This window comes from Massilia litorea, assembly GCF_015101885.1.
In the GTDB taxonomy this organism is placed as follows: domain Bacteria; phylum Pseudomonadota; class Gammaproteobacteria; order Burkholderiales; family Burkholderiaceae_D; genus Telluria; species Telluria litorea.
Genome location: NZ_CP062941.1, coordinates 2788394 through 2814464 on the forward strand (window position 1 = coordinate 2788394; position 26071 = coordinate 2814464).

The 26071-nt window shown below is 64.9% G+C and carries 24 protein-coding genes and 1 tRNA gene; 12 read left to right on the plus strand and 13 right to left on the minus strand.

All coding sequences use genetic code 11. The annotated features are described in order from the left end of the window. Window positions 1-88: 88 nt before the first annotated feature. A tRNA-Pro gene (locus LPB04_RS12420) sits at window positions 89-165 on the plus strand. Window positions 166-215: 50 nt separating this feature from the next. Here LPB04_RS12420 and LPB04_RS12425 read toward each other — a convergent pair. The 8 genes from LPB04_RS12425 to LPB04_RS12460 form a co-directional block, all read right to left on the minus strand. Then, complete coding sequence (locus LPB04_RS12425; RefSeq protein ID WP_193684889.1) at window positions 216-1328, minus strand: glycosyltransferase family 9 protein; 1113 nt, start codon at window positions 1326-1328, stop codon at window positions 216-218. Then, entirely contained in the window at window positions 1321-1884 is a 564-nt protein-coding gene (locus LPB04_RS12430; RefSeq protein ID WP_193684890.1) for a D-glycero-alpha-D-manno-heptose-1,7-bisphosphate 7-phosphatase, read from the minus strand. Before LPB04_RS12430 ends, LPB04_RS12425 begins: the two co-directional genes overlap by 8 nt. A gap of 1 nt (window position 1885) precedes the next feature. Beyond that, the gene (locus tag LPB04_RS12435) at window positions 1886-2713 is read right to left on the minus strand and encodes an SDR family oxidoreductase (RefSeq protein ID WP_193684891.1); all 828 of its coding nucleotides are present in this window, start codon (window positions 2711-2713) and stop codon (window positions 1886-1888) included. Further along, a complete protein-coding gene (locus LPB04_RS12440; protein WP_193684892.1) occupies window positions 2710-4047 on the minus strand; it encodes a glycosyltransferase in 1338 nt (445 codons plus the stop codon). The genes LPB04_RS12435 and LPB04_RS12440 overlap by 4 nt, the downstream gene beginning before the upstream one ends. Continuing rightward, entirely contained in the window at window positions 4044-5012 is a 969-nt protein-coding gene (locus tag LPB04_RS12445; protein WP_193684893.1) for a glycosyltransferase family 4 protein, read from the minus strand. The genes LPB04_RS12440 and LPB04_RS12445 overlap by 4 nt, the downstream gene beginning before the upstream one ends. A gap of 7 nt (window positions 5013-5019) precedes the next feature. Continuing rightward, entirely contained in the window at window positions 5020-6039 is a 1020-nt protein-coding gene (locus LPB04_RS12450; RefSeq protein WP_193684894.1) for a glycosyltransferase family 2 protein, read from the minus strand. Window positions 6040-6085: 46 nt separating this feature from the next. Then, window positions 6086-7861, minus strand: a complete 1776-nt coding sequence (locus tag LPB04_RS12455; protein WP_193684895.1) for an ABCB family ABC transporter ATP-binding protein/permease — start codon at window positions 7859-7861, stop codon at window positions 6086-6088. A gap of 341 nt (window positions 7862-8202) precedes the next feature. Beyond that, entirely contained in the window at window positions 8203-9078 is an 876-nt protein-coding gene (locus LPB04_RS12460) for a hypothetical protein (protein ID WP_193684896.1), read from the minus strand. A 345-nt stretch (window positions 9079-9423) separates the two neighbouring features. Here LPB04_RS12460 and LPB04_RS12465 point away from each other — a divergent pair, with 345 nt between their 5' ends. From LPB04_RS12465 to LPB04_RS12485, 5 genes are all read left to right on the plus strand, one after another. Next, the gene (locus tag LPB04_RS12465) at window positions 9424-9714 is read left to right on the plus strand and encodes a KGG domain-containing protein (protein ID WP_056333040.1); all 291 of its coding nucleotides are present in this window, start codon (window positions 9424-9426) and stop codon (window positions 9712-9714) included. Window positions 9715-9912: 198 nt separating this feature from the next. Then, a complete protein-coding gene (locus LPB04_RS12470) occupies window positions 9913-10275 on the plus strand; it encodes a hypothetical protein (protein WP_193684897.1) in 363 nt (120 codons plus the stop codon). Window positions 10276-10396: 121 nt separating this feature from the next. Continuing rightward, a complete protein-coding gene (locus LPB04_RS12475) occupies window positions 10397-11518 on the plus strand; it encodes a M14 family metallopeptidase (RefSeq protein WP_193684898.1) in 1122 nt (373 codons plus the stop codon). 3 nt (window positions 11519-11521) lie between these two features. Further along, window positions 11522-11998, plus strand: a complete 477-nt coding sequence (locus LPB04_RS12480) for a CYTH domain-containing protein (protein WP_193684899.1) — start codon at window positions 11522-11524, stop codon at window positions 11996-11998. Beyond that, a complete protein-coding gene (locus LPB04_RS12485) occupies window positions 11995-13155 on the plus strand; it encodes a serine hydrolase domain-containing protein (protein WP_193684900.1) in 1161 nt (386 codons plus the stop codon). Before LPB04_RS12480 ends, LPB04_RS12485 begins: the two co-directional genes overlap by 4 nt. A 66-nt stretch (window positions 13156-13221) precedes the next feature. On the opposite strand, the gene LPB04_RS12490 is transcribed toward LPB04_RS12485, so the two are convergent. Next, window positions 13222-14484, minus strand: a complete 1263-nt coding sequence (locus tag LPB04_RS12490) for a DUF2863 family protein (RefSeq protein WP_193684901.1) — start codon at window positions 14482-14484, stop codon at window positions 13222-13224. 318 nt (window positions 14485-14802) lie between these two features. Here LPB04_RS12490 and LPB04_RS12495 point away from each other — a divergent pair, with 318 nt between their 5' ends. From LPB04_RS12495 to LPB04_RS12505, 3 genes are all read left to right on the plus strand, one after another. Then, on the plus strand, window positions 14803-17136 hold the full coding sequence (locus LPB04_RS12495; protein WP_193684902.1) for a TonB-dependent receptor: 2334 nt from the start codon (window positions 14803-14805) through the stop codon (window positions 17134-17136). Window positions 17137-17231: 95 nt separating this feature from the next. Then, on the plus strand, window positions 17232-17912 hold the full coding sequence (locus LPB04_RS12500) for a Fe2+-dependent dioxygenase (RefSeq protein WP_193684903.1): 681 nt from the start codon (window positions 17232-17234) through the stop codon (window positions 17910-17912). Between the two features lie 79 nt (window positions 17913-17991). Then, a complete protein-coding gene (locus tag LPB04_RS12505) occupies window positions 17992-18525 on the plus strand; it encodes a GNAT family N-acetyltransferase (protein ID WP_193684904.1) in 534 nt (177 codons plus the stop codon). A 94-nt stretch (window positions 18526-18619) separates the two neighbouring features. Here LPB04_RS12505 and acnA read toward each other — a convergent pair whose 3' ends face one another. The 4 genes from acnA to LPB04_RS12525 form a co-directional block, all read right to left on the minus strand. Continuing rightward, window positions 18620-21328 carry an aconitate hydratase AcnA gene (acnA, locus tag LPB04_RS12510; protein WP_193684905.1) on the minus strand — a complete coding sequence of 903 codons (2709 nt, stop codon included), beginning with the start codon at window positions 21326-21328 and terminating at the stop codon, window positions 18620-18622. 74 nt (window positions 21329-21402) lie between these two features. Then, a complete protein-coding gene (locus tag LPB04_RS12515; protein ID WP_193684906.1) occupies window positions 21403-21921 on the minus strand; it encodes a hypothetical protein in 519 nt (172 codons plus the stop codon). Next, window positions 21921-22910 carry an HpcH/HpaI aldolase/citrate lyase family protein gene (locus LPB04_RS12520; RefSeq protein WP_193688981.1) on the minus strand — a complete coding sequence of 330 codons (990 nt, stop codon included), beginning with the start codon at window positions 22908-22910 and terminating at the stop codon, window positions 21921-21923. The genes LPB04_RS12515 and LPB04_RS12520 overlap by 1 nt, the downstream gene beginning before the upstream one ends. Window positions 22911-23043: 133 nt before the next feature. After that, window positions 23044-24033 (minus strand): malate dehydrogenase, encoded by a 990-nt coding sequence (locus LPB04_RS12525; RefSeq protein ID WP_193684907.1) that lies wholly within the window; start codon window positions 24031-24033, stop codon window positions 23044-23046. Between the two features lie 261 nt (window positions 24034-24294). On the opposite strand from LPB04_RS12525, the gene LPB04_RS12530 reads away from it, so the two are divergent. The 3 genes from LPB04_RS12530 (at window position 24295) to sdhD (ending at window position 26069) form a co-directional block, all read left to right on the plus strand. Beyond that, complete coding sequence (locus LPB04_RS12530; RefSeq protein ID WP_193684908.1) at window positions 24295-25059, plus strand: GntR family transcriptional regulator; 765 nt, start codon at window positions 24295-24297, stop codon at window positions 25057-25059. 213 nt (window positions 25060-25272) lie between these two features. After that, entirely contained in the window at window positions 25273-25698 is a 426-nt protein-coding gene (gene sdhC, locus LPB04_RS12535) for a succinate dehydrogenase, cytochrome b556 subunit (protein WP_193684909.1), read from the plus strand. 2 nt (window positions 25699-25700) lie between these two features. Next, window positions 25701-26069, plus strand: coding sequence for a succinate dehydrogenase, hydrophobic membrane anchor protein (gene sdhD, locus LPB04_RS12540; RefSeq protein ID WP_193684910.1), 369 nt, complete (start codon window positions 25701-25703; stop codon window positions 26067-26069). Window positions 26070-26071 lie beyond the last annotated feature (2 nt).

Sequence of the window (26071 nt, forward strand, 5' to 3'; positions counted from 1 at the left end):
ATCCGGATCCTGCGCAGGCCGGAAACTTGCTATTGGCATCACAAAAACCTGACAAAATTTCTGGCTCGGGTATAATTGCGGGCTAAGTCGGGGCGTAGCGCAGCCTGGTAGCGTACGTGCATGGGGTGCACGGGGTCGGAGGTTCGAATCCTCTCGCCCCGACCAAGAGAATCAATCGGAAAGGCCAGTCTTCGGACTGGCCTTTTTCGTTTTGGTTACCCTGGCGCCAGCTCCCTGTTCCTGTATTTCTCGGTCTGCCTGAGCAGGCTGCAGACCGCATCGGCCACCTCGCTCGGCGCCAGTTTTTCCATGCAATCGTGATGCCCTTCGGGACAGACGCTGCGGTGGCAGTTGCGGCAGGCGACGTCGTGGTTCAGCACGCGGCTGGGCACGCGCCAGGGTGTGTGCTGCAAATTGGTCAGCGCATACAGGTCGACCACCGGCGTGCCGACCGCGGCCGCGATGTGAGCAGGGCCCGTGTTGTTGCTGACCACGAGCGAAGCCTGCGCCAGCAGGGCGCCCAGTTCGCCGATGCCGAGCTGGCCCGCCAGCGACAGGACGCGGGCGCCGGGCGGGACGCCGATGGCGTCGATCAGCGCCATTTCATGGGCGCCGCCGGTCAGCACCAGCGGACAGCCGATGCGCTCGCTTAAGTTCTGGATCAGGGTCTTCCAGTGACGCTGCGGATAGCGCCTTGCCGGGGCGCTGGCGCCGGGATGCAGCGCCAGCCAGCGCTCTCCCGGATCGATGCCGGCCAGGCGCAGGCGCTCACGCACGGCAGCCGTGTCCTGCGCAGTGGGAAGGAAGGACAGCCGTTCGTCCGCGATCTCGGCGCCGAGGTGGCGCACCAGGTCGAGCTGGCGCTGCACCTCATGGCGCATCATGGCGCCCGGTTCGGGGTCGGCGATCCAGTCGGTCAGCAGCTGGTAGGGCTTTTCGCGGCAATAGGCCGCGCGCAGGGGAATCCCGGCCAGCTGGCACAGCAGGGCCGCGGGCAGGGCGCTCTGGCTGTAGCAGGTAAAAATGACGGCGCCGTCGAAGCGGTGCGCGGCCAGCCGGGCGATCCAGTCGAGGTGCAGCGCCGGCGGATCGGCCGCGCTGCTCTTCATCCAAGGCGCTTCATAGGCGAGCACGGCGTCGACGTCCGGCAGGTGCGGGCCAAGCGCGGCACCGGCCGGCGAAGTCAGCAGGGTCAGCCGCCGCTCGGGGCATTGCGCGCGCAGGGCGCGCATCGCCGGCGTGCACATCAGCACGTCGCCGAGCGAATCGAGCCGCACGCACAGCAGGTGGGCCGCGTCGTTCCAGTGTTTAGTGTTGGACCTAAGCATGGTCGTCGTGGCCGGCGATCAGGACGGCGGCCGCGTACAGGTCGGGCGCCATGCGGGTGGGGATGCGGCGCGGTCCGAGCCGCCATTCGGTTTCGTTGCCGTTGTCGAGCAGGACGGTGCGGCAGCCGGCGCGGTTGCCCGCCTCGACATCGTGCAGGATGTCGCCGATCATCCAGGAAGCGCGCAGGTCGATGCCGTGCTCGGCGGCCGCCTTGAGCAGCAGGCCGGGGAGGGGCTTGCGGCAATGGCAGGCGATGGAATAGGGCGCGATCGTGCCGCGCGGATCGTGTGGGCAGTAATAAAAGCCGTCGAGGCTGAGGTTTTCGCGAAACAGCAGGTCGGCCAGGCGGTCGGACACCAGACCCATTGCGTCTTCCGGGAAGCGCCCCAGGGCAATGCCTCCCTGGTTGCTGACGACGAAAAAGCGATAGTCGAGCCGGGCGAGCAGGCGCAGGGCAGGGCCGGCTCCGCTGCTGAGCCGGATGCGGCGCGGTTCCACGTTGTAGGGCACGTTGTCGACCAGCGTGCCGTCCTTGTCGAGAAAGATCGCTTTCATGTCAGGGCCAGGACGTTTCGCGCATCGGCAGCACGGTCAGTTCGGCGATGACGGTCTCGCGCGGCATGAGCAGCACCGAGCGGATGGCCTCGGCCACGGTCAGCGGGTCCTGCAGGGCGGACGGATCGAGTTCGGGAAAACGGTCGAGCAGGAAGGGCGTGCGCATGCCGCCGGCCACCACGGCGGTGACCCGGATGCCGTGCGCGCGCAGTTCCGCATGCAGCGCATGCGACAGGCCGAGCAGGCCCCATTTGCTGGCGTGGTAGGCCGCCGCGTTCGGCCAGGCGCGCTTGGCCGCTGTCGAGGTCACGTTCACGATGTGGCCGCCGCCCGCCTGGCGCATGTGCGCGGCCGCCTGCCTGGACAGCAGGAAGGGGCCGTTCAGGTTGGTGCCGATGACGCGCAGCCAGTCTTCCTCGCGCAGCTCGTCGATCGGCGCGGTGACGTCGGTACCGGCGTTGTTGATCAGGACATCGAGCCGGCCCATGGCCTCGACCGCCTCGGCGACGGCATGCCGCGCCTGATCCGGATCGGCGACGTCGAAGCCGATGGTGTGCACGCGCGTACCGCCGGCGCGCAGCCGCGCGGCGGCCGGTTCGAGCGCGCCCGTGCGGATGTCGGTGGCGACGATGTCGGCCCCGGCATGTGCGAGCACCTCGGCCAGCGCGGCACCGAGCCCGCTGGCGGCGCCCGTGATGAAGACGGTCTTGCCGCGCAGGCCGGTGCTGCCGTCCTGCGCTGTCCGCACCTGCGGCGCTCCCTGCGCCTGCTGTGCTTCTTGCTGAGCCTTCTGCTGCGCCTTCTGCTGTGGATCGTGCGACGGGTTCATGTTCGCTCCTGGAGAGAGGTGATGCCGGACGCGGTGTTGCTCCGGACTTCGTCGAGTACTGCCGCATACACGGCGGCGGCCTGCTGCGCGACGGCGCGCCAGGTGTAGTGGCGATACGCACGCTGCAGGCCCGCCTCGCCCATGCGCGTCGCCCGTTCCGGATCGGCGTGCAGCATGGCCAGGCGCTCGGCCAGCGCCCGCGGGTCGCGCGAGGGAACCAGGAAGCCGGTCAGGCCGTCGACCACGGTGCTCTTGATGCCGCCCACTTCGGAACCGATCACGGGACGGGCGCAGGCCATTGCTTCGACCGGGGTGATGCCGAAGGGCTCATACCAGGGGGTGGTGACGAAGACGTCGGCGGCGCCGTACCACAGGCGCAGGGCCGCGCGCGGCTGCTGGCCGACGAAGCGCACGTGGTCCCTGACGCCGAGCTGGTGCGCAAGCGCACGCAGCCGGCCAAGCTCCGGGTCTTCGCCGCCCTCGGGGCCCGCCTGGCCGCCGCCGACGACGAGCAATTCGGCATCGACCGCATGCCGTTCGCGCAGCAATGCGAGGCCCTGGATCACGGTGTCGACGCCTTTGCGCGGCACCATGCGCCCGAGCTGGAGCACGATGAACCGCCCTGGTGCCAGGTCAAGGCGTGCCCGTGCCGCCGCGCGCGGGATCCGCCACAGCTCGCCGGGATCGAAGCCGCAGGGCGCGACCGTGATCCGGCCGGGCGCGGCCCCGTAGAGCTGTTCCATGTCGAGCCGGTCCTGTGCGCATTCGGCAATGATGCGGTCGGCCTGGCGCATCAGGGCCGTCTCGATCCGGGTACGCTCGGGCGGGAAGGCATCGAGCGCGCCCTGGGCCAGGCGGCGCACCTGTCCCAGCGCATGGAAGGTGATCACATACGGAATGCCGAGCGCGAGCTTGAGCTGCTGGGCGACCATGCCCGACATGAAAAAGTTCGCGTGGGCGATGTCGTAGGCTTGCGGTTGGCGCCGCGCGAAGCGGGTCACGAAGCGGGCGAAATGGGGCATGTAGCGCAGCAGCTGCTCCTTCGGCACATAGTGCGCGGGACCGGCCGGCACGTGGATCACGCGGACCTTGTCGCACAGTTCCACCGCCTGATTCTGGCCGGGCGCGTCGCGCCGCGTGAACACGTCGACGCGGGCGCCTGCCAGCGCCAGTTCGCGCGCCAGGTTGGCCACATAGACGTTCTGGCCGCCGCAGTCGACGCTGCCCGGCGCGGCGAGCGGCGAAGCGTGCTCGCTGATGAGGGCGATGCGTCCCGGCGGGGTGCCGGCCGGGGTGCTGACGTTTGTGCCTGCGGGCTCTTCGTTCAACTTCATGGGACGCTCCCGCCGCCCGCGGTACCGGTAACGTGGCGGAAGGCGGCGTCCCAGTCGGCGCTGAAGCGCTCGATCGAAAAGCGCTCCTGGGCACGGCGCCGCGCGGCCTGGCCCAGGTCGCGCGCCAGCGAGGGGCTGCGCAGCAGCTCGCGCATGCAGTCGAACAGGCGCTCGACGCGGGTGTCGATGAAACCGTTGGCGCCATCGTCGATCACGGTTGCCATCTCGGCCGTGGCGAGCGCCACCACCGGCATGCCGACCATCATCGCTTCGATGACGGCGAGGCCCAGGCTGGAGTAACGGATCGGACTGAACAGGAAGCGGTAGCGCGCGGCAAATCCCGGCAGCTGCGCATGCTGCACTTCGCCGATGCCGTCCAGCTCTTCGGCCGCCATGCCGACCAGGTCGAGCGGCAGCTGGCTGCGCGCCTGCAGGAACAGGTCGGGCCCCATGCGCCGGCCGCGCCGGCCGAGGTGGTTGCTGATGACCAGGCCGCGTTCGAGGGCGCCGAGGTAGCGCACCGACTCGGGGACCAGCACGCCGTGCTCGATCACGCGCGTGGGCGTGCGTCGGTTGTCCCACATCAGCGCGTTGAAGGGCGTGACGTGCACCAGCAGCACGTTCGGATCGTCGACCAGGTGGGGCGTATCGGTGGGGTGGGCGCGCGGCGGATCGTGCTCGAGGTAGATGCGCGGCAGGGCGCGCTGGGCGGCCGTGAGGAAGAGGAACTGGTCTTCTTCCCATTGATGGTCGTCCTGGAACAGGATGCAGTCGAATTCCTGCGCGTGCGCCGCCTCGACCGGCAGGTCGTGCACGTTGTCGCCCCAGGGAAAGTGGCCGGCGCGCCCGCCATAGCCGGGCGGGCGGCCGGGCTTGCAGACGACGAAGAAGTCGTGCGGCACCTGCGACAGGTAGTACAGGTAGCTGCCGTGGGTATGCCAGGTCAGGATCTTGAGTCGGCGCATGTGAGCCTCAGGTGAAACGGACGCGGTAGCGGATGGCCCCGGCCAGGCGCCAGAACACGGACAAGGGCGGTATCAGGGCCGAGGTGAGGACGACGTCGGCGATGTGCGACGCGGTGTGGGCCGTGCCGCGCAGGCGCTGCAGGCACAGCCGCGTCGTGAGCGCCAGCCAGGCCAGGCCGGCAAGGAGTGCGAGGGTGCCCGCGCCGGCGAGCAGGGCGCCGAACGCGACGACGAGCGCGGCCACGGCGAAATAATGGTCCCAGGGCGGCGTGGCCGCGATGCGTTCGCGGTACAGCCGCGGGTGCTTCTTGTAGAGCAGGGCGTCGAACACGGCCTCGCGTGTGCGGCCCAGGCTGGCGCCCCAGGGCGCCGGGAGCACCGGCTGCACCACCAGCGCCTCGGGCACGCTGACGATGCGCGCGCCCAGCGCCAGCAGGCGGAAGTGGAGGTCGGCGTCGCAATGGCCGGCCTGCTCGAAGCGTTCGTCGAAGCCGTCGAGCGACTCGAGCAGCTGTTTGCGGCAAAAGCAGTTGGCGACGCAGAAGGCGTCGATGGCGGCGTGGCGCGCGGCGCGCTGGGCCTCGGTCTCGCGCCCGGGCAGGGGCGCACGTGGGGAAAAGTCCAGCCGGCCGCACAGCACGTCGACCTCGTCGCCGAAGGCGGCCAGGCCCTGCGCCAGCCAGGAGCACGAGGGTACGGTGTCCTCGCCGGTAAAGGCGATGATCGGCGCCCGGGCGCTGCGCCAGCCGAGATTGCGTGCGGCGGCCGGGCCGTGCGTGTTGGAATTGGGCAGGTAGACCAGCCGCGGGCCGCGCTCGAGGGTACGTGCGCGCCAGCCGGCCACCAGGTGCAGGGTATTATGGCTGGGCTCGTCGTCGACGACGATGACCTCGAAGGCCGTGCCGGGCAGGCTCTGGCGGGTGAGCGCGTCGAGGCAGCGGTCGAGCAAGTCCATGCGCCCGCAGGTGGGCACCACGACCGAGATGAGGATCGCGCTGCTGGCTGTCGTTGACTCCCTTCCTGGCATGATCCGCTCCGCTCAGTTCCGCTCGGTTCCAGTCTCGGTTCCAATATTAATGAGGCGTTTCCTTGTCCATCCGCTGCTGCAACAGCCACAGCCGCGCATACATGCCCCGCCGCCGCAACAGCTCGGCATGGCTGCCCTGCTCGACGATGCGGCCCCGGTCCATGACCACGATCAGGTGGGCGTTGACGACCGTCGAGAGGCGGTGCGCGATGATGAGAGTGGTTCGATTGCGCGACAAACGGTCGAGTTCCTGCGTGATGGCGTGCTCTGAATCTGAATCAAGGGCCGACGTTGCTTCGTCGAAAATCAGGATCGGCGGATCCTTGAGGATGGCGCGCGCGATCGCGATGCGCTGCTTCTCGCCGCCGGAGATGTTCACGCCCCGTTCGCCCACCGGCGTCTCGTACTTCAGGGGCAGGGCCGCGATCAGTTCGTGCAGCTGGGCGGCGCGGCAGGCGGCGACTACCTCGCCATGGGTACTGCCGAGCCGGCCGTAGGCGATATTGCTGCCGATCGTGTCGTTGAACAGGGCCGTGTCCTGCGGCACGACGCCGATCGCCGCGCGCACGCTGGCGGCGGCGACTTGCCGGATATCCTGGCCGTCGATGAGGATGCGCCCGCTTCCCGGGTCGTAATAGCGCAGCAGCAGGCGCGCCAGGGTCGACTTGCCCGAGCCGCTGCGCCCGACCACGGCCACCGTGGTCCCGGCGGCGATATGCAGGTTGACGTCGACGAGCACCGGCCGCCCGGGGTCGTAATGGAAGTGGACATGCTCGAACACGATGTCGCCCGCGCCGACGCGCAGCGCCGGCGCATCGGGCGGATCGCGGATTTCGGGACGCTCGCGCAGCAGCGCGAACAGGCGCTCGGCATTGACCCAGGCGTCGCGCGCCTCGCGGTAAACGAAGCCGAGGGCGTTCAGGGGCAGGCAGACCTGCAGGGCATAGGCATTGATCAGCACCAGGTCGCCCACGCTCATGCGGCGCGCCATGACGGCCTGGCCGGCCAACACCATGATGGCGGCCACGCCCAGTGCGATGAGGGCACTCTGGCCGACGTGCAGCGTGAACAGCGCGCGCTGGTTGGCCGCGCCGGCCGCGCGCCAGTCGTCCATGATGATGGAGAAGCGGTGCGCCTCGAAGGCTTCGTTGGTGAAGTACTTGACGGTGTCGTAGTTGATCAGGCTGTCGGCCAGCTGGCCCTTGGCGCGCGAGTCGAGCTTGTTGACGCGGCGCTGGTAGACCACGCGACGCGCGGTGAACACCAGGGTAAAGCCGGCGTAGACGAGGAAGGTCACCAGGATGATGGCGGCAAACCCCACCTCGTAGCGGTTGAGCATGATGGCCAGCACCAGGCCGATCTCGACCATGGTCGGCACGATGGTGAACAGGCCGACCCCCAGCAGGAAGGCGATGCCGCTGGTGCCGCGGTCGATGTCGGGCAACAGGCTGCCGAGTTTTCGTTGGGCGTGAAAACGCGGCCCGAGCGCATGCAGGTGGGCAAAGGTCTTTTGCGCATAGGCCGAGACCGCCGTCAGGGTGACCCGCACGAACAGCAGGTCGCGCCATTCGTTGAACAGGGTCGAGGAAAAGCGCAGCAGGGCGTAGCCAATGAGAAGGTAGAGCGGCAGGCGCGCCGGCAGGGTGCTGCCCGAGAAGGCGTCGATGATGCGCTTGAGCAGTAGCGGCACGGCCACGGTGGCCAGCTTGGCCACCAGCAGCAGGACGACGGCGGCGACGGTGCGCCAGCGATGGCGGGCAAGCACCTGCCACAGCTCGGCGCCGATTCGCGTCTGACTTGTCGTGTCGTCCACAGCTTCCATCGTCCAGTCCCCGAAGACCTCCGGTGTTGGACCGGCGTGGCAGGATTCGGGTCAGGCGGGATTGCTGTGATGGGTCAAATACGGTCGCGTTATTTCTGGGACCCCGGCGTGGCCCCGGTCTGCCAAGGATGAGAGGGCAGGACGCAGGTCCTCCCGCTGGCCGGAAAACTTTGCAAAGTATTGCTCAGTATTTGTAGGAATGGTCTTATAGCCGACTTGGCGGCGAAGATGCTGTCGGCAGGCCGGGCGGCCCAAAAAGATGCCTGCATGGCGCAGGCGTGCGAATGCCCGGCGGTCGTGGCGCACCGCCGGGACTGCTTCGACTAGTCCGACAAAAGCGCTCAGCCGCGCGAGAAACCGGTGTCGTCGTCCATCTTGCGGTCGCCCGCCAGGCGGTTTGCGCCGGCCGGGCTCTTCGGATAGCCGCCGGCGGCGTCGTTCGATTCGTGCACGCCGTTCGGGTCCTGATTCATGCTGCCGCCCGGCTTCCAGCCCGGGTTTTCGCTCGTCGGCCCCGAGTTGCCCGGGCTGCGCGGGAGACCGCCGATGGTGTCGTTCGACTGGTGCGTTCCGGTGGGATCTTCGGTGCCCGCCTCACGACCGTTTTCGCCGGTTTGCGAGCCGGCGCGGTCGGTGCTTTGCTGTGCTCCCTGCGAGCCGGATTGTCCCGAGGCGCGCTGGCTGTTCTGTCCGCCCCCGCTCGATTGCATCGATTGCCCCACGCCATGATGGTGGCCGAGCGAGCCGCCCTGCAGTTCGGGCTGGCGCGGATCCTGCGGATTCATGCGTGCGGCTGCCTGGGTGTTGCCCGCATGCTGGCCTTCGTGATGGAGGAGGGAGGTGCCGGAATCAAGCGGACGGCGTCCCACCGGCTGCTCCAGTTCGCCCCAGGCGGCGGAGTGCTGTTCCATCTGGCGCTGGTGGCTGTCGGTGATGCCCTGCTGCGGGCCGCTGCCGCCGCTCTGCTGGGTTTGCATCGAGCCGCCCGGCAAATCCCAGCGGCTGCTGTCTTCAGCAAATTGTCCCGGACCCATGCCGCTTTGCTGGGTGCTCATCTGGTCGACGCCCTGGCGCCCCTGCTGCTGCGCGGCGCCTTGCGGGTAGGTATGGTCGAGCGGCGCGTCGGGCGAGGTCTTGCCCTTGGCATTCTTGTTCCACTTCTCGTTGCCGCCGTTATTCGTCTGGTTGTTCATTTCGCTGCGTTGATTCGCATCCATGTCTTTTCCTTTCAAATTTTGCTGGCCTGGCGCGTCAGACAGGTGCCTGCCGACGCTGACTATCCTGCCATCATGCGCGCCTCCGCACGGTTCCAGTATAGGAAGACGCATCGGTAGTGTGTAGGACAATAACTGATGGGGAAAGTGATCAAAAGCACGCTATTTCGTAAGTGCATTTTCTGTCGCCTGTAGTCCTACAAAGTCATCTGAAAATGTCCTATACCCTCATCTAATTCGCATGCCTACTATGAATTCGACATTCGCTCATCGGCGTCAATTGATGGGCGAGGGTTAAGCCTGCCGCAGGACGCGGCGGTTTTATAAGTGAACAGGGAGAACACGATCATGGCTTCGAGTAACCAAGGCAACAAGCAAGGCGGTAACCAGTCCAACAGCCAGAGTGCTGGCGGCACCCGTAATCGCGGTTTCGCATCGATGGATCCACAGCGCCAGCGCGAAATCGCCAGCCAGGGCGGCAAGGCAGCCCATCAGAAAGGCACTGCGCACGAATTCACCTCCGAGGAAGCACGCCGCGCCGGCAGCATGAGCCACGGCAACCGTCAATCGGCAAGCGCCGGTTCGGGCAGCAGCTCGCGCAGCTCCTCGAAGAGCGGCGGCCGCAGCTCGAAAGAGTAAGGCCAGACCACGACGCCGTGCCGGCTGCCGGTGGTGGCCGGCACGGGACGTCAGGACGAATATGCACGGGGAGCGTCAAGCTCCCCGTTTTCTTGCCAAAGCCACACATGGATGGGGTAGAATCGCTGCGCCTTTTTAACTATCCAGAGGAATCCCGTCGTGAAAGAAGCGGTCATTCGTGAAGTCAAGAGCATGTCCATGTCGTGCGATCGCGTCGGCAATTCGCTGCTCGCCAAGTTCTCCACGCAAGGCGCCGGCGATATCTGCCTGCATATCCCGGCCTCGATCGTCTTCTGGCTGCTGAAACATATGCCGGTCAACCAGGATCCGAACCTGCAAGCGCCACCGGCGCCGCCCGAAATCACCCAGCAGGACTGGCATAATCCGAACAATCCGCGCGCCTTGACGCTCAATTGCCGCGAACTGCCGGGCAAGCTGCGCATGGCGTTCAACCTCGACCGGACGCCGAACCTGGTGCTCGTCCTCAACCGCAGCAACGTCGAGCTGATGCGCCAGATCATGGGCATGTACAGCCGCGAGCTGATCGACCTCGACGCGTAAGCGGCGCCCCGTCGCGACGCCCGTGTCCTCTGCCCGCGCAGAGGAGTGCGGCGTCAAATCCGGGCATTGAATCCGGTATCATCATCCTTCACTTTGCGAACAGGCCAACAAAGGATCCGCCATGCCTATCAAAATCAGCCAGCATTTCGATTCCGGCGCCATCGAGGTGGTCGCCGCGGAGCACGCGAAACAGATCGACCTGAACCTGCGCCGCGACAACAATGCGGACATTCACCAGTGGTTCCACTTCCGCCTGCAGGGCGCGCGTGGCCAGGCCTGCACGATCCGTTTCCTGAATGCCGGCCAGGCAACCTATCCGAAGGGTTTCGAGGGCTACCAGGTCGCCGCGAGCTATGACACCGAGAACTGGTTCCGCGTGCCGACCAGCTTCGACGGCCAGGTCATGACGGTCAACCACACGCCTGAACTCGACAGCATCTACTACGCCTATTTCGAGCCCTACACCTGGGAGCGCCACCTGCGCCTGCTGGGCGAAGTGGCGGAAAACCCGATCGCGCGCGTGCACGACATCGGCACCACGGTCGACGGCCGCGACATGAACCTGGTGGTGATCGGTAATCCGGCCGCCGAGAAAAAGATCTGGGTCATCGCGCGCCAGCACCCGGGTGAAACGATGGCCGAATGGTTTGTCGAAGGCTTGATGGATGCATTGCTCGACGACGCCAACCCGATCGCGCGCAAGCTGTTGCAGCGCGCCGTGTTCTACATCGTGCCGAACATGAATCCGGACGGCTCGGTGCGCGGCAACCTGCGCACCAACGCCGCCGGCGCCAACCTGAACCGCGAGTGGATGACGCCTTCCCTGGAGCGCAGCCCGGAAGTGCTGTGCGTGAAGAACAAGATCCATGAAACCGGTGTCGACATGTTCTTCGACATCCACGGCGACGAGGCCCTGCCGTACAACTTCGTGGCCGGCAACGAAATGCTGGCCGATTTCACGCCCGAGCGCGAAGCGCGCCAGAAGGCCTTCGTGGCCCAGTACATGGCGGCCAGCCCCGACTTCCAGAACGTGTATGGCTATGCGGCCAGCAAGTACAACGAAGAACTGCTGACCCTGGCCTCGAAATACGTCGGCCACACTTTCAAATGCCTGTCGCTGACGCTGGAGATGCCGTTCAAGGACAATGCCGACCTGCCCAACAGCTACACCGGCTGGAACGGTGCGCGCAGTGCGGCCCTGGGTGCGGCGATCCTGCAGCCGATCCTGCAATCGCTGGATTAATCAGTGGGCGTAGAGATCGAACGCAAGTTCCTGGTGGCCAGCGATGGCTGGCGAGAGCTGGGCGAACCGGTGCTGCTGCGCCAGGGCTATCTCAGCCTCGACCCGGCGCGCGTGGTGCGCGTCCGGATCGAGGGCGACAAGGCTTTTCTCACGATCAAAGGCAAGAGCCAGGGCGCCACACGCGGCGAATGGGAATATCCGATTCCCCTCGCCGAGGCATCCGAGCTGCTGGACAGGCTGTGCCAGCCACCACTGATCGAGAAATATCGCCGACGTATCCTGGCCGGCGCCCACACCTGGGAAGTCGACGAATTCCTCGGCGCCAATGCCGGGCTGGTCGTGGCCGAGATCGAGCTGGCCAGCGAAGACGAGCCTTTCGACAGGCCGGACTGGCTGGGAGCTGAAGTCACGCACGACGCCCGCTATTTCAATTCCAACCTGATTCGCCACCCGTATTCCTCGTGGAAGGTCCCCGCATGACCCGCATGACCCGGCGCAGTTCGCTTTTCCTCGGCATGGCAGCCTTGCTGGCAAGCGCCGGCCTCCATGCCGCCCAGCCCGCTGCACAGCCCGCAAGCTATTTCCCGCCGGCCGGAGAATGGGCGCGCAAGGCGCCCGCCGAGCTCGGCATGGACGCGGCGGCGCTGGCGGCCGCCCTCCAGTACGCGCAAGGCCATGAAACCGAACGCGCCGTCGACTTTTCCGACCAGGAAGCGACCTTCGGCAGCCGTCTCGGTTCGATGCCGACGCGCCGCGCGCACACGAATGGCGTCGTCATCTACAAGGGCTATGTCGTGGCCGAGTTCGGCGATACGAACTTTGTCGACCCGACCTATTCGGTTGCGAAAAGCATGCTGTCGACCCTGGCCGGCGTGGCCCGGCGCGACGGACGCATAGGCAAGCTGGACGAGCCGGTTGCCAGGCGCGTGAACGATGGCGGCTATGCGTCGGCCCAGAACGCGCCGATCACGTGGAAACACCACTTGCAGCAGGAAAGCGAGTGGCAAGGCAGCATGTGGGGCAAGAATGCCGATTTCATCGGCAAGGAGCAGTTCGGGGCGGGCGAGCGCAAGCCGCGCACGCCGGGCGCCCCAGGGACCTATTATGAATACAACGACGTACGCATCAACCGCTTCGCACTGTCGCTGCTGCGCGTGTTCGACAAGCCGCTGCCTGAAGTGTTCCAGGAGCAGGTGATGGACGTCATCGGCGCCTCGACCACCTGGAAGTGGGTGCCTTACACGAACAGTTATGTCGAACTGAACGGCAAGCAGGTGCCCTCGGTGAGCGGCGGCACGCGCTGGGGCGGCGGCATGTGGATCAATTCCTGGGACATGGCGCGCTTCGGCTACCTGTGGCTGCGTGGCGGCGCCTGGAACGGGCGCCAGGTGGTGCCGGCCGGGTATGTGAAGGAAGCCCTGACCCCGAGCGAGCACGGGCCGGACTACGGCTACCTGTGGTGGCTCAATACCAAGGGCAAGACCCTGCCGGGCCTGCCCACGAATGCCTTCGCCGCCCTGGGCGCGGGCAGCAACACGATCCTGGTGTCGCCGGACCACGACCTGGTGATCGTCTGGCGCTGGCATGGCGGCAATGTCGCCGAGTTCGGCAAGCGGGTGATCGCGGCGATACGGTGATTTCCGGCTATCGATAAAAAAACGGCGCTCGAAGCGCCGTTTTTCATGGATGCCTGACAGGCACGATCAGTGGAAGTGCTCGGTTCCCGTGGGCGTATCTTCCGGCATCTCGGCATGCACCAGCTCTCCGGTCGGATCGGCGAACAGCGGCGCGCCGCAGTCGTCGCAATACTCGGCGACATACAGCTCGTTGATGCGTTTGATGTGGGTGATGCCCGCTTCGTTCAGGTGGGCGATGATCTCGTTGATCGGGGTCAGCGGTGCCGGCAGCAAGCCGCCCGCGCCCGGTCCCTCCATCGGCGTGCCTTCCTCGTCTTCCTGGCCATACAGTGGCCAGACGATGCCGTACACGACTTCGGCGCTCTGGCGCAGGGTAAAGCCGACGCGGTATTCGTCGATCTGGCCGTCGGCCGCTTCTTCGCCGAAGCCGGCGATCACGGCGCGCAGGTCCGAAGCTTCCAGGTCGAGCGTGTTGGTCAGATAGTGCACGGCGGCGCGGATCGAGATCGGGCGGATCGCCTTGTCGGCTTCGCGGCAGGCCACGTAATACGCTTCCGGCAGCAGCAGTTCGACGCCGCAGCCCGGCAGCAGGCGCGCCACGTTCGCGGTTGCCTGCTCGCGCCAGGCGGTGAGGGCGTTCGCGCGTTCCTTTTCGAAATCGATCTGGTGCTGCGCTTCCTGCCAGCGGAACAGCGGGGCGCCGACCGGGGCCACGATCGTCACCAGCAGGTAGCGGGTGTCGGCCAGGAAGGGTGCCGTTTCCGGCGCGCGGACCGCCGGCTTGATGCTCGCGCCCTTGTGCGCGGCCTGGGCCAGCTTGTGGGTCAGCGCATAGGTTTCGGCATGGGTGCGCGGCAACTGGTCGATCGCGTACAGCGTCGGCGCCATGGCCATCTGCGTGCCTTCGGCCAGCAGGTGGGCCGAGAAATGTGCGGACAGCGTGCTGAGCAAGTCCGCCGGGATCGTGCCCGAGCCGATCGAAAAACGCGTCCAGGCCAGGATCGGCGCCGCCACCAGCAAGGCCTGCCAGGTGACCTCGGCGCCATCGTTGGCCTGCTCGACCATCGTCGACGATTCGCTGACGGCCTCGACGCCATCCATCAGCACATCGTAGCCGGCAAGGTCGTCCTTGAACAGGGCGTTGAGTGCGGCGTCGATGCTTTCCTGGTGATTGGTCTTGAGCAGTTTCTGCAGCTGCGAGTCCAATTGGCGCTCCCAAGTGCGTTCTTCGACGCGGCTGGCAGACTGCACGATGGCCTGGGCAATGCTGGAGAGACGCTGGCTTTCTGCGGAAAGTTTATTTGATGGATCTTTGGAGGGACGACGCATAGCGCTGAAGAGTCTCTTGTAAATAGGTGAGGATCGAAAGGGCAGGATCGAACTGCGAGGGGCCATGATAAACCCTTATCCCCGGTATTGTAGTTGATTCGGCCACATGCCATGAACACAACGGGCGGGGTGGCCCTTGCAGCGGATGTGGTGTGCAGCTGACACTCGCGCTTGCCGCAGTGCATTGCCTCGATGGGCTGCCCATCAATACTTGCCAAATCCGTCAATAGAAATCATAATGCGAATCGTTCTCATTTCTTCTCCGGTTTCGCCAGACGCAGTTTCGCCACCGGAGGGGCAAACTTACCAGCGATGACCATGACCACGACAGCAAGCCCAGCAGTGCAGAGCGCCACCTCCTTCATCCGCAGCCGCAAGCACCCACGCGCCGCCGCGCCCGTGCTGACCGGTTCCGCGCTCGCCGTGCTGGCGACGCTGGCCTCGCCCCTGGCGCATGCCGACAGCGGCAACGACGAGATCGAGCAACCGGTCGCCAAGGTCGAAGTCACCGGCACCGCGCGCCGCGACGTCCAGGCCCCGGTCGCTTCGAGCTCGGACAAGTTCACGGCCGCGCTGCTCGATACGCCGAAGTCGGTCTCCGTCATCGGCCAGGAAGTGATCTCGCAAACGGCAGCCGTCTCGCTGACGGACGCGCTGCGTTCGGTGCCGGGCATCACCATCGGCGCGGGCGAGGGCGGCAACCCGGTGGGCGACAACGTTTTTATCCGCGGCTACAACGCCCAGACCGACACCTATGTCGACGGCATCCGCGACTCGGGTTCGCAGTCGCGCGAAATCTTCAACCTGGAACAGATCGAAGTCGTGAAGGGTCCGAACTCGGCCTACGGCGGACGTTCCTCGGCCGGCGGCGGCATCAACCTGGTCAGCAAGTCGGCCCAGCTGGACAATTTCAATAACGCCAGCGTCGGCATCGGCACCGACAAATACCGCCGCGTCACCGGCGACATCAACCGCACGCTGGGCCAGAACGCCGCCTTCCGCCTGAACGTGATGGCGCACGAAGCGGACGTGGCCGGACGCGACGTCGTCGGCGGGGACCGCTGGGGCATCGCACCGACGATCACCTTCGGCCTGACCGGGCCGACCAAGGCCATCCTCAGCTACTACCACATGCAGTCGAGCGAGATCCCGGACACCGGCATCCCGTTCAACAACCCGTTCACCACCGGCCCCAACGTCGCGAAAAACGGCAACGGCACGCCGTTCACTGTCGATCGCGAAACCTTCTACGGCCTGGCCAACCGCGACTTCCGCGACACCAGAACCGACATCGGCACGATCGACCTGCGCCACGATTTCGGCAATAACCTGGTGCTGCGCAACGTCACCCGCTATGGCAAGAGCAAGAACGACTTCGTCTGGACCCAGCCCGACGATTCGAAGGGCAACACGGTCCTCTACGGCACCGTCTGGCGCCGCGCCAACACCCGCGTCACCGACACGGAAACGATGGCGAACGCCACCAGCCTGACCGGCAAGCTGACGACCGGCACGATCAAGCACAGCTTCAACACCGGCGTGGAAATCAGCCGCGAGTCGACCGAGCGCAGCAGCTACCTGTTCACGCCGGGCACCAACAATCCGCTGACCAAAACCTTCACCTGCCCGACCTCGGGCGCTGAAACGCTCTACAACTGCGCGCCCCTGAACAACCCGAATCCCTACGACCCGTGGGTAACCACGCGCAGCGTCTCGCCGGCGCTGACAAACGTGAAGACCAACACCCGCGCCGTCTATGGGTTCGACACCATCGAATTCAATCCGCAGTGGATGCTCAACGTCGGCGTGCGCTGGGATGAGTTCAGGACCGCGCTCGACACTGCGGCCGGCCCGACCACGGCCGCCACCCGCGCCCACGTCGATACCGATTTCACGACCTACCAGGCCGGCCTCGTCTACAAGCCAAGCGCCAACGGCAGCATCTATGTGTCGTACGCCACTTCGGCCACGCCGCCGGGCAACGATGGCGGCGACGGCCTCGACGCGCTGACGGTCGCCGTGCAGAACCTGCAGCCGCAGGAAAGCAAGAATTTCGAACTCGGCACCAAGTGGGAAGTGCTGAACAGCCGCCTGTCGCTGAACGCCGCCATCTTCCAGAGCAAGATGAACAATGCTCGCGTGACCGCGCCGGACGGGACCAGCCAGAACGTCGGCCGCAAGGAACTGAAGGGCCTGGAACTGGGCTTCTCGGGCAAGCTGACCAATGCCTGGCAAGTGTTCGGTGGTTATACCTACTTGGACGGCGTCGTGGCGGACAACGGCTACCTGAACGTCGGCACCACGGCCGCACCGAGCTATGTCGTGTCGCCGTATAACGGCAACGTGTTCCCGACCACGCCGAAGCACAGCGCCTCGCTCTGGACCTCGTACGCTTTCAACAAGAGTTTCAGCGCCGGCATCGGCATGAACTATGTCGACAAGGTCTACGCCAACATCAACAACACGAAATACGCGCCGAGCTACACCCGCTTCGATGCGATGGCCAGCTATAACCTGAACAAGAACGTGTCGTTCCAGCTGAACATCCAGAACCTGGGCGACAAGCTGTATTTCGACCGCGTGTCCTCGCCGCACTATGCCGGCGTGGGTGCGGGACGCTCGGCGAGCCTGACGGCGAACCTGAAGTTTTAAGGAAACGCGGCCCAGCCGCTCTCCTGGCCAAGTTTCACCCGGCCCTCCCTGCTTGAAGCGGGGAGGGTCGTGTTTTTTGCGGAAGGGTAAGCACCATGATGCTCCATATCCCTGGCGTACTGAGCCAGGAACAGGTCGCGCAGATGCGCCAGCGGTTGCGCGAGACCGACTGGATCGACGGCCGCGCCAGCGTCGGACCACAGGGCGCGCAAGTCAAACGCAACCGCCAGCTTGCCGAGGCTTCGCCGCTGGCGCTGGAACTCGGCCAGATCGTCAGCGCCGCGCTGATGGCCAACCCGCTGTTCTTTTCCAGCGTCCTGCCGCTGCGCATCCTGGCGCCGTACTTCAACAGCTACGCCGGCGGGGAGCATTACGGCCTGCACGTCGACGGCGCCATCCGCGCCCAGCGTCCCGGCCTGCCGGCGATCCGGGCCGACGTCTCGACCACCGTGTTCCTGAGCGAACCCGACGAGTACGAGGGCGGCGAGCTGGTCGTCGTGGATGCCTACGGCACCCATGAGGTCAAATTGCCGGCGGGCGACGCCATCGTCTATCCCTCGGGCAGCCTGCACCAGGTGCTGCCGGTGACGACAGGCGAGCGTATCGCGTCCTTCCTCTGGACCCAGAGCATGGTGCGCGAGGACAGCAAGCGCGCGCTGCTGTTCGAGCTCGACACGAATATCCAGAAGCTGCGCGCGGCGCACGGCGAGTCCGAGGCCACGGTCGGGCTGACCGGGCATTATCACAACCTGCTCAGGATGTGGGCGGAGGTCTGAGCCGAAGGGGGAGGGGCCTCTTGTTGCTTCGATAACCGATCCATGCGAGCATGCCCGGATCCAACCAGGAGCCATCCGCATGCCGCAGCCCATCCTCGTGCCGCTCACCCTTGCCGACGCTGCATCGCTGTTCGATTTCGAAACGGAGAACCGCGCGTTTTTCGAAGCGACGATCAATGCGCGGCCTGCGTCCTACTATTCCCCGGAGGGCGTGGCCGAGGCGATCGCGGAAGCGTGCACGGACGCGGACGGGGACCTCGGCTACCAGTTCCTGCTGAAGGAAGAAGACGGCCGCATCGTCGCGCGGGCCAACCTGAGTGCCGTGAAACGCGCGCATTTCCAGTCGGCCGTGCTCGGCTACCGGGTGGCGCAAGCGGCCTGCGGCAAGGGTTATGCGAGCGAGGCGGTGCGCCAGGTGCTGGGCATCGCTTTCGGCGAGCTGGGACTGGCGCGCATCGAGGCCGACGTGCGCATCGACAACGCCGCATCGGCGCGCGTGCTGTTGCGCAATGGGTTCGTCCAGTTCGGGCATTCGCGGCGCAGCTTCGAGATGAAAGGCGTGTGGTACGACCGGCTGCATTTCGAATGCCATGCGCCATGCGCCGCCACGTAGGGTGGCATCGCAGTTAATTAAAAAGGGCTGGAACCCGTCAAGGTTCCAGCCCTTTTTGTCATCCGCAGCCCGCCGTGAAGCGGGCTTAGGACAATTACGCAGCCAGCAGCTGGCGCAGCACGAACGGCAGGATGCCGCCATGCTTGTAGTAGTCGACTTCGATCGGCGTGTCGATACGCAGCAGGACCTGCACTTCCTTGGTCTCGCCGTTTTCACGGTGGATGACCAGGGTAGCCAGCTGTTGCGGCTTGATCTCGCCTTCCAGGCCCTTCAGGTCGAAGGTTTCCTTGCCGGTGATGCCAAGCGTTTCGACGCTGTCGGTGCCGATGAACTGCAGCGGCAGCACGCCCATGCCGACCAGGTTCGAGCGGTGGATGCGCTCGTACGAACGCACGACCACGGCCTTCACGCCCAGCAGCTGGGTGCCCTTGGCTGCCCAGTCGCGCGAGGAGCCGGTGCCGTACTCTTCGCCGCCGAAGATCATGGTCGGGGTGCCTTCGGCCACGTACTTCATGGCCGCGTCGTAGATCGACAGCTGTTCGCCGCTCGGCTGGTGGATCGTGATGCCGCCTTCGACTGCCGAACCGTCGGCCTTCGGCGGGATCATCTTGTTCTTGATACGCACGTTGGCGAAGGTGCCGCGCATCATGATCTCGTGGTTGCCGCGGCGCGAGCCGTAGGAGTTGAAGTCGGCCTTGAGCACGCCGTGATCCTTCAGCCACTTGCCCGCTGGGCCGTCTTCCTTGATGGAGCCGGCTGGCGAGATGTGGTCGGTCGTGATCGAGTCGCCGAACACGCCCAGCGCACGGGCGCCGGTGACGCCGGTGGCGGCTGCTTTCGGGGTCATCTCGAAGTCGGCGAAGAACGGCGGCTCGGCGATGTAGGTCGACTCAGGCCAGTTGTACACCTGGCCTTCGGTGGTGGAGACGCGCTCCCACAGTTCGCCCGGGTTGCCCTTGACGTCGGCGTAGTTCTTCTTGAACACTTCCGAGTTCATCGCGAAGCGCATCAGCGCGCCGACTTCCTGGCTCGACGGCCAGATGTCGCCCAGGTAGACGTCGACACCGTTGGTGTCCTTGCCGACCGGTTCGGTCATCAGGTCGCGCGTCATGTTGCCGGCGATCGCGTAAGCGACGACCAGCGGTGGCGAGGCCAGGAAGTTCGAACGGATGTTCGGGTGGATACGTGCTTCGAAGTTACGGTTGCCCGACAGGACGGCCGAGGCAACGATGTCGTTCTGGACGATCGCGGCGTTCAGTTCCGGGGTCAGGTCGCCGGCATTGCCGATGCAGGTGGTGCAGCCGTAGGCGGTCACGCCGAAGCCCAGCTTTTCCAGGTAAGGCAGCAGGCCGGCGGCGGTCAGGTACTCGGTCACGACGCGCGAGCCAGGGGCTAGCGAGGACTTGATGTGCGGCGCGACGGTCAGGCCGCGCTCGACGGCTTTCTTGGCCAGCAGGCCGGCGGCCAGCAGCACGCTCGGGTTCGAGGTGTTGGTGCACGAGGTGATCGCGGCGATCAGGACGTCGCCGTTCTTCACGCGCACGCCGTTGGTCGTCTCGTAGAGCTTGTGCAGGTCGTCCGGGTTCTTGTTGAAGCCGTTTTCGGTGGTTGGCTTGCTGAACAGTTCGGTGAAGTTGTTCTTCACGTTGCCCAGTTCGATACGGTCCTGAGGGCGCTTCGGGCCAGCCAGCGACGGGGTCACGGTCGACAGGTCGAGCGAGACGGTGCGGGTGTAGTCGATGTCGCCGGCTTTCGGGATGCCGTACAGGCCCTGCGCCTTGAAGTAGTTCTGGAAGGCGGTGATTTCTTCTTCGGTACGGCCGGTGCCGCGGAAGTAGTCGACGGTGGCGTCGTCCACCGGGAAGAAGCCCATCGTTGCGCCGTATTCCGGTGCCATGTTGGCGATGGTCGCGCGGTCGGTGGTCGACAGCGAGGCGGTGCCTTCGCCGAAGAACTCGACGAACTTGCCGACGACTTTTTCCTTGCGCAGCAGTTCGGTGATGGTCAGCACCAGGTCGGTCGCGGTGCAGCCTTCGCGCAGCGAACCGGTCAGGTGAACGCCGATGACGTCCGGGGTCAGGAAATAGACCGGCTGGCCCAGCATGCCGGCTTCGGCTTCGATGCCGCCCACGCCCCAGCCGACGACGCCGACGCCGTTGATCATGGTGGTGTGCGAGTCGGTGCCGACCAGGGTGTCAGGGTAGTAGGTGTCGCCTTGCTTCATGACGCCGCGTGCCAGGTACTCGAGGTTGACCTGGTGGACGATGCCGAAGCCCGGAGGCACGACGCCGAAGGTGTCGAAAGCCTGCATGCCCCACTTCATGAACTGGTAGCGCTCGTTGTTGCGCTGGAATTCCAGTTTCATGTTCAGGTCGAGCGCGTTCGGCTCGCGGAAGTGGTCGATGGTGACCGAGTGGTCGACGACCAGGTCGACCGGCACCAGCGGCTCGATCTTCTTCGGATCGGCGCCGGTCTTGGCGGCGACGTTGCGCATCGCGGCCAGGTCGGCCAGCAGCGGCACGCCGGTGAAGTCCTGCAGCACGACGCGGGCAACGACGAAAGGAATCTCGTCGGTGCGCTCGGCGGTCGCGCCCCAGCTTGCCAGCTGGCGAACGTGTTCTTCGGTGACCTTCTTGCCGTCGCAGTTACGCAGCACGGATTCGAGGACGATACGGATCGACACCGGCAGGCGCGACAGGTTCACGCCCAGGCTTTCGCCCAGCGCCGGCAGCGAGTAGAACTGGCCGGACTGGCCCGCGCTCAGCGGGAAGTCCTTCAGCGTGTTCAGGGTGTTGCGGGACATAAGCTCTCCTTCAGTGGGTTTCTTGTTATTGCTTCAATATACGAATATCGGGCAACGGGTAGGACGCCGCAGCGTCAGCTCTTCTTCAGTTCCGAAGCGGCGGCCACGACCGGCTTGGCCTGTTCGGCGTTCTTGCATTCGTTGGCCAGCTGGCGGTTCAGCCTCGAGTCGAGCAGGATGCCCTTCGAAGGAATGCCGATCCAGATCAGGCGGAAATTGGTGTTCTCGAAACGCATCGCGCCGGTGGTCGTGCCGACGCGTTCCAGGCGGTGCAGGCGCTTCTTCCAGCGCAGGGCGATGTGCGAATCGTCGCCTTCGTTGGTATAGATCGTGACCTTGTTGTTCAGCTCGCAGCTGTACTCGGTGACCTTGGTGTCGGTGATGTCCGGTTCGGCTTCATCGGCCGGGGCCCAGTTGTCCTCGGCGGCGGCAGCTGCCTGCTTCGATTTCGGGGACGATTTCCTGGCCTTCAGGACGTCTTCGGCCTTCGGATGGTTTTTCTCGGGAGCTGCGAACGCGGGAGCGCTGCACAGACTAAAAGCCGCGAACGCGAAAGCGCCGGCGGCGAACAGGTGTTGAAGGGAGGTGGCCATTAGTGGATTTCCGTTGAGTTGACGATTGCCGCCGCGGATTCGGGCAGCGCCAGGCCGGCCAGCTTCGCGCGCTGCAAAACGGTCCAATAATATCGGTAGCTGGCGCGGTCGTGCAAGCGCCCATGTTGAGCGATCGGACCCCAGTTCACCGCCATCGCTTCCTGCAAAATGTTGGTGGCTTCGTTGACTTCCGAAAGACGGGGCGTAAACGCCTTGACGATCGGTTTGATCTGGTCCGGATGGATGCTCCACATGCGCGTAAAACCGAATTCGGCGCCGGCGCGTTGTGCATCGTTTGCCACAACTGCGCTGTCCTTGATTTCGGTCGTCACATTATGCGAGGCCACCTTGCCGTGCGCATGACATGCCGCAACCATCTCCAGCTTGGCGCGGACAACCAGGGGGTGCGTAAACTGTCCCGGCGTACGCATCGCGGCGGCCGGGATCGCACCGAAGTGCGAGGAAACGAAATCCATGATGCCGAAGGAAAGGCACTCGACCTGGGGCAGGGCGGCAATGTCGTAGGCTTCGTGCAGGGCGCCGTGGGTCTCGATCAGCACGTGCACGGGGAGCGCTGCGCGGCCGTTCGGCACGGCGACGCGGTTAATGATCTCTAATGCGCGGCGCACGTCGTCCAGGCCGTTCGGCTTGGGCAGCACGACATAGGCGAGCTTGCCGGCTGCGGCGCCGACGATCGTGACGACGTCCTGGACGAAATGCGGGCTGTCGATGTCGTGCAGGCGCACGCCGATACGCTCAAAACGGTTGTCGGAGCTAGCGATGAGCGAGGCAACGAGCTGGGCGTGCGCGGCTTCGTTGCCGGCGGCGGCGCCGTCCTCGCAGTCGAAGGTGATGTCGAAGACGGGACCAAGCTCTTGTTGCAGGGCCATCGACTTGCGCATCAGCTTCTCCGAGCCGCAATAGTGATCGCAGGCGGGGAGGAGGAGCGGCTGGCGTTTGCCCTGGAATAAAACCTCGGAAGGATGCATGTGGGGTTCGCTGGAAGTGGCGGATGCGGCGGAAGAAACGGATGAAGACGAAGAAACCGCCGCGTCGCTTTCGGCAACACGGCGGGTTCGGCGAACTGGCGGCTTGGCCGGATCCATGTTCGCCAAATGCGGCTTAGGCCAGCAGGTGGGCCACGCCTTCACGCTCTTCGGTCAGTTCCTTCAGCGTGAGGTCGATGCGCTCTTGCGAGAACTGGTCGATTTCCAGGCCTTGCACGATCTTGTACTCGCCGTTTTCGACGGTGACCGGGAAGCCGAACATGGTGTCCTTCGGAATGCCGTAGGAGCCGTCCGATGGGATGCCCATCGTGGTCCACTTGCCGGCGGTACCGAGGTGCCAGTCGTGCATGTGGTCGATGGCGGCGTTGGCAGCCGAAGCAGCCGACGATGCGCCGCGGGCTTCGATGATGGCGGCGCCGCGCTTGCCGACGGTCGGCAGGAAGGTGTCGCGGTTCCAGACGTCGTCGTTGATCGCGTCCTTGACCGACTGGCCATCGACGGTGGCGAAGCGGTAGTCGGCGTACATCGTCGGCGAGTGGTTGCCCCAGACGGCCATCTTCTCGATCGAACCGACCGGCTTGCCCAGCTTGGAAGCGACTTGCGACAGGGCGCGGTTGTGGTCCAGGCGCAGCATGGCGGTGAAGTTCTTGGCCGGCAGGTTAGGAGCCGATTTCATCGCGATGTAGGCGTTGGTGTTGGCTGGGTTGCCGACGACCAGCACTTTGACGTCGCGCGAAGCGACGGCGTCGAGCGCCTTGCCCTGCACCGTGAAGATCTGTGCGTTGGCTTCCAGCAGGTCCTTGCGTTCCATGCCAGGGCCGCGCGGGCGTGCACCGACGAGGAGAGCGAAGTCGGCATCCTTGAATGCGGTCATCGGGTCCGAGTGCGCGGTCATGCCGGCCAGCAGCGGGAATGCGCAGTCGTCGATTTCCATCATCACGCCCTTGAGCGCCTTCTGTGCCTTTTCGTTGTCGATCTCGAGCAGCTGCAGGATGACCGGCTGGTCTTTGCCCAGCATGTCGCCGTTAGCGATGCGGAACAGCAGCGAGTAGCCGATCTGGCCGGCGGCGCCGGTAACGGCAACACGCATTGGGGTTTTAGCCATGATGAATCTCCAAAAGTGGGAATGAAAACGGTCGAAGCCGAGGATACGCCTGTTCGGGAAAACTGCAATAAAAGTGCAATGATACCAAAACGGACATGAATCCTTCCGGGCGCGCGGCACAAGGACGGCCGCCCGATCGACCGCGAGTGTAGTCCTCGCCCGTTACCCCTGTCAATCCATATCATATGTCTTATATAAGACACATATCATACGGGAAGTACACTGGACGGAAGGGGCAGTTTTGTGGTGAAATCGTGGTCTATGAATTCCGTCCCGACTAACCCCTCCGGCGAGGGCCCAGGCAGTGCCTCCCCCTCGTTCCGGCCCCTGTATCAGCAAATCAAGGCGCTGATCACGCAGAGCCTGCAATCCGGGGAGTGGAAGCCGGGCGAACTGATGCCGAGCGAAGTCGAGCTCGCCGTGCGCTTCAAGGTCAGCCAGGGCACGGTGCGCAAGGCCATCGACGAGCTGGCGGCCGAGAACCTGGTGGTGCGCCGGCAGGGGAAGGGCACCTTCGTTGCCACTCACCACGAAGAGCGCGCCCACTTCCGTTTCCTGAAATTGATGCCCGACGAGGGCGCTCCCCGTCCTCACGAAAACCGGTACCTCGAAGTGCGGCGCATCCGTGCGCCGGCCGAGGTCGCGCGCCTGCTCGAGCTCAAATCCGGCGACGCGGTCGTCTACATCAAGCGCGTGATGTCCTTCGACGCGGTCCCGATCATCCTCGAGGAGCTGTGGCTGCCGGGGCAGCTGTTCAAGGGACTGACGGCCGAACGTCTGGTCGAGTACAAGGGTCCAATGTACGGCTTGTTCGAATCCGAGTTCGGCACACGCATGATCCGCGCGACCGAGAAGATCCGGGCAATCGGCGCCGACGGCGCGGCGGCCGAGGTGCTGAACGTGGCCGAAGGGACGCCGCTGCTGTGCGCGGACCGGGTGTCGTTCACGTATGGAGACCGGCCGGTGGAGCTGCGGCGCGGCCTGTACCTGACGGCGCAGCATCATTACCAGAACGAGTTGTCGTGACGTGGATGGGCGGTTTTACCGCCCATCGTGCAACAAGCGGCCGTCAGCACGTTTGTGGCTATGCGTTTAAAATATGTTGTTAGTAAGAAAGCGCCAAACAAAACCCGGTTCCGCGTTTGTCTCGCAAATTTCGGGCATCGCATCTTGGTGCGACGCAAAAAATCGGCGAAAATTAAGGGTTAATCACATTTTGTCAGTTAAGGGAGGTGTTGTATGTCCGAAGCCGTGAGAGAGGCCACAAAAAAAGGACGGCCGGAGTTCCGTAATATCCACATTACGGATATCACTACGAAGTACAAGATGCCGCCATCGGCGATCGTCTCGATCCTGCACCGCGTGAGCGGCTTCGGGATTTTCCTGATGCTGCCTTTCCTGCTGTACCTGCTCCAGGAAAGCCTGCGTTCGGAAATCTCGTATTACCACTTCGGCGGCATCGTCGACAACGTCTTCACCAAGATCATCCTGCTGGGTCTGTCGTGGGCGTACCTGCACCACTTCACCGCCGGCGTGCGCCACCTGTTCATGGACAACCACATGGCCCTGGACAAGGACGCAGCGCAGAAGACCGCCCGCTGGGTGCTGGTCATCAGCCTGGCCCTGACCGTCGTCGTCGCCCTGAAACTGTTCGGAGTATTCTAACCATGGCAAGCAAGAATAATATCGGCCAGCGCCGCCTCGTCGTCGGCGCGCACTACGGCGTCAAGGACTGGCTGGCGCAGCGCGTCACCGCGATCGTGATGGTGGTCTACACCCTGATCCTGCTCGGCACCTTCCTGACTGCACAGAATTTCACCTATGAAGGCTGGGCGGCCCTGTTCTCGCGCCAGTGGTTCAAGCTCTTCTCCCTCGTCACTTTCCTCGGCCTGTACTACCACGTCTGGGTCGGTATCCGTGACATCTGGATGGACTACGTCAAAAATGCCGGCATCAAGCTGGCCTTGCAGTTTGCTACGGTGCTCTGGCTGCTGGCCTGCGCCGCCTGGACTGTGCAAATTCTCTGGAGTGTGTAATC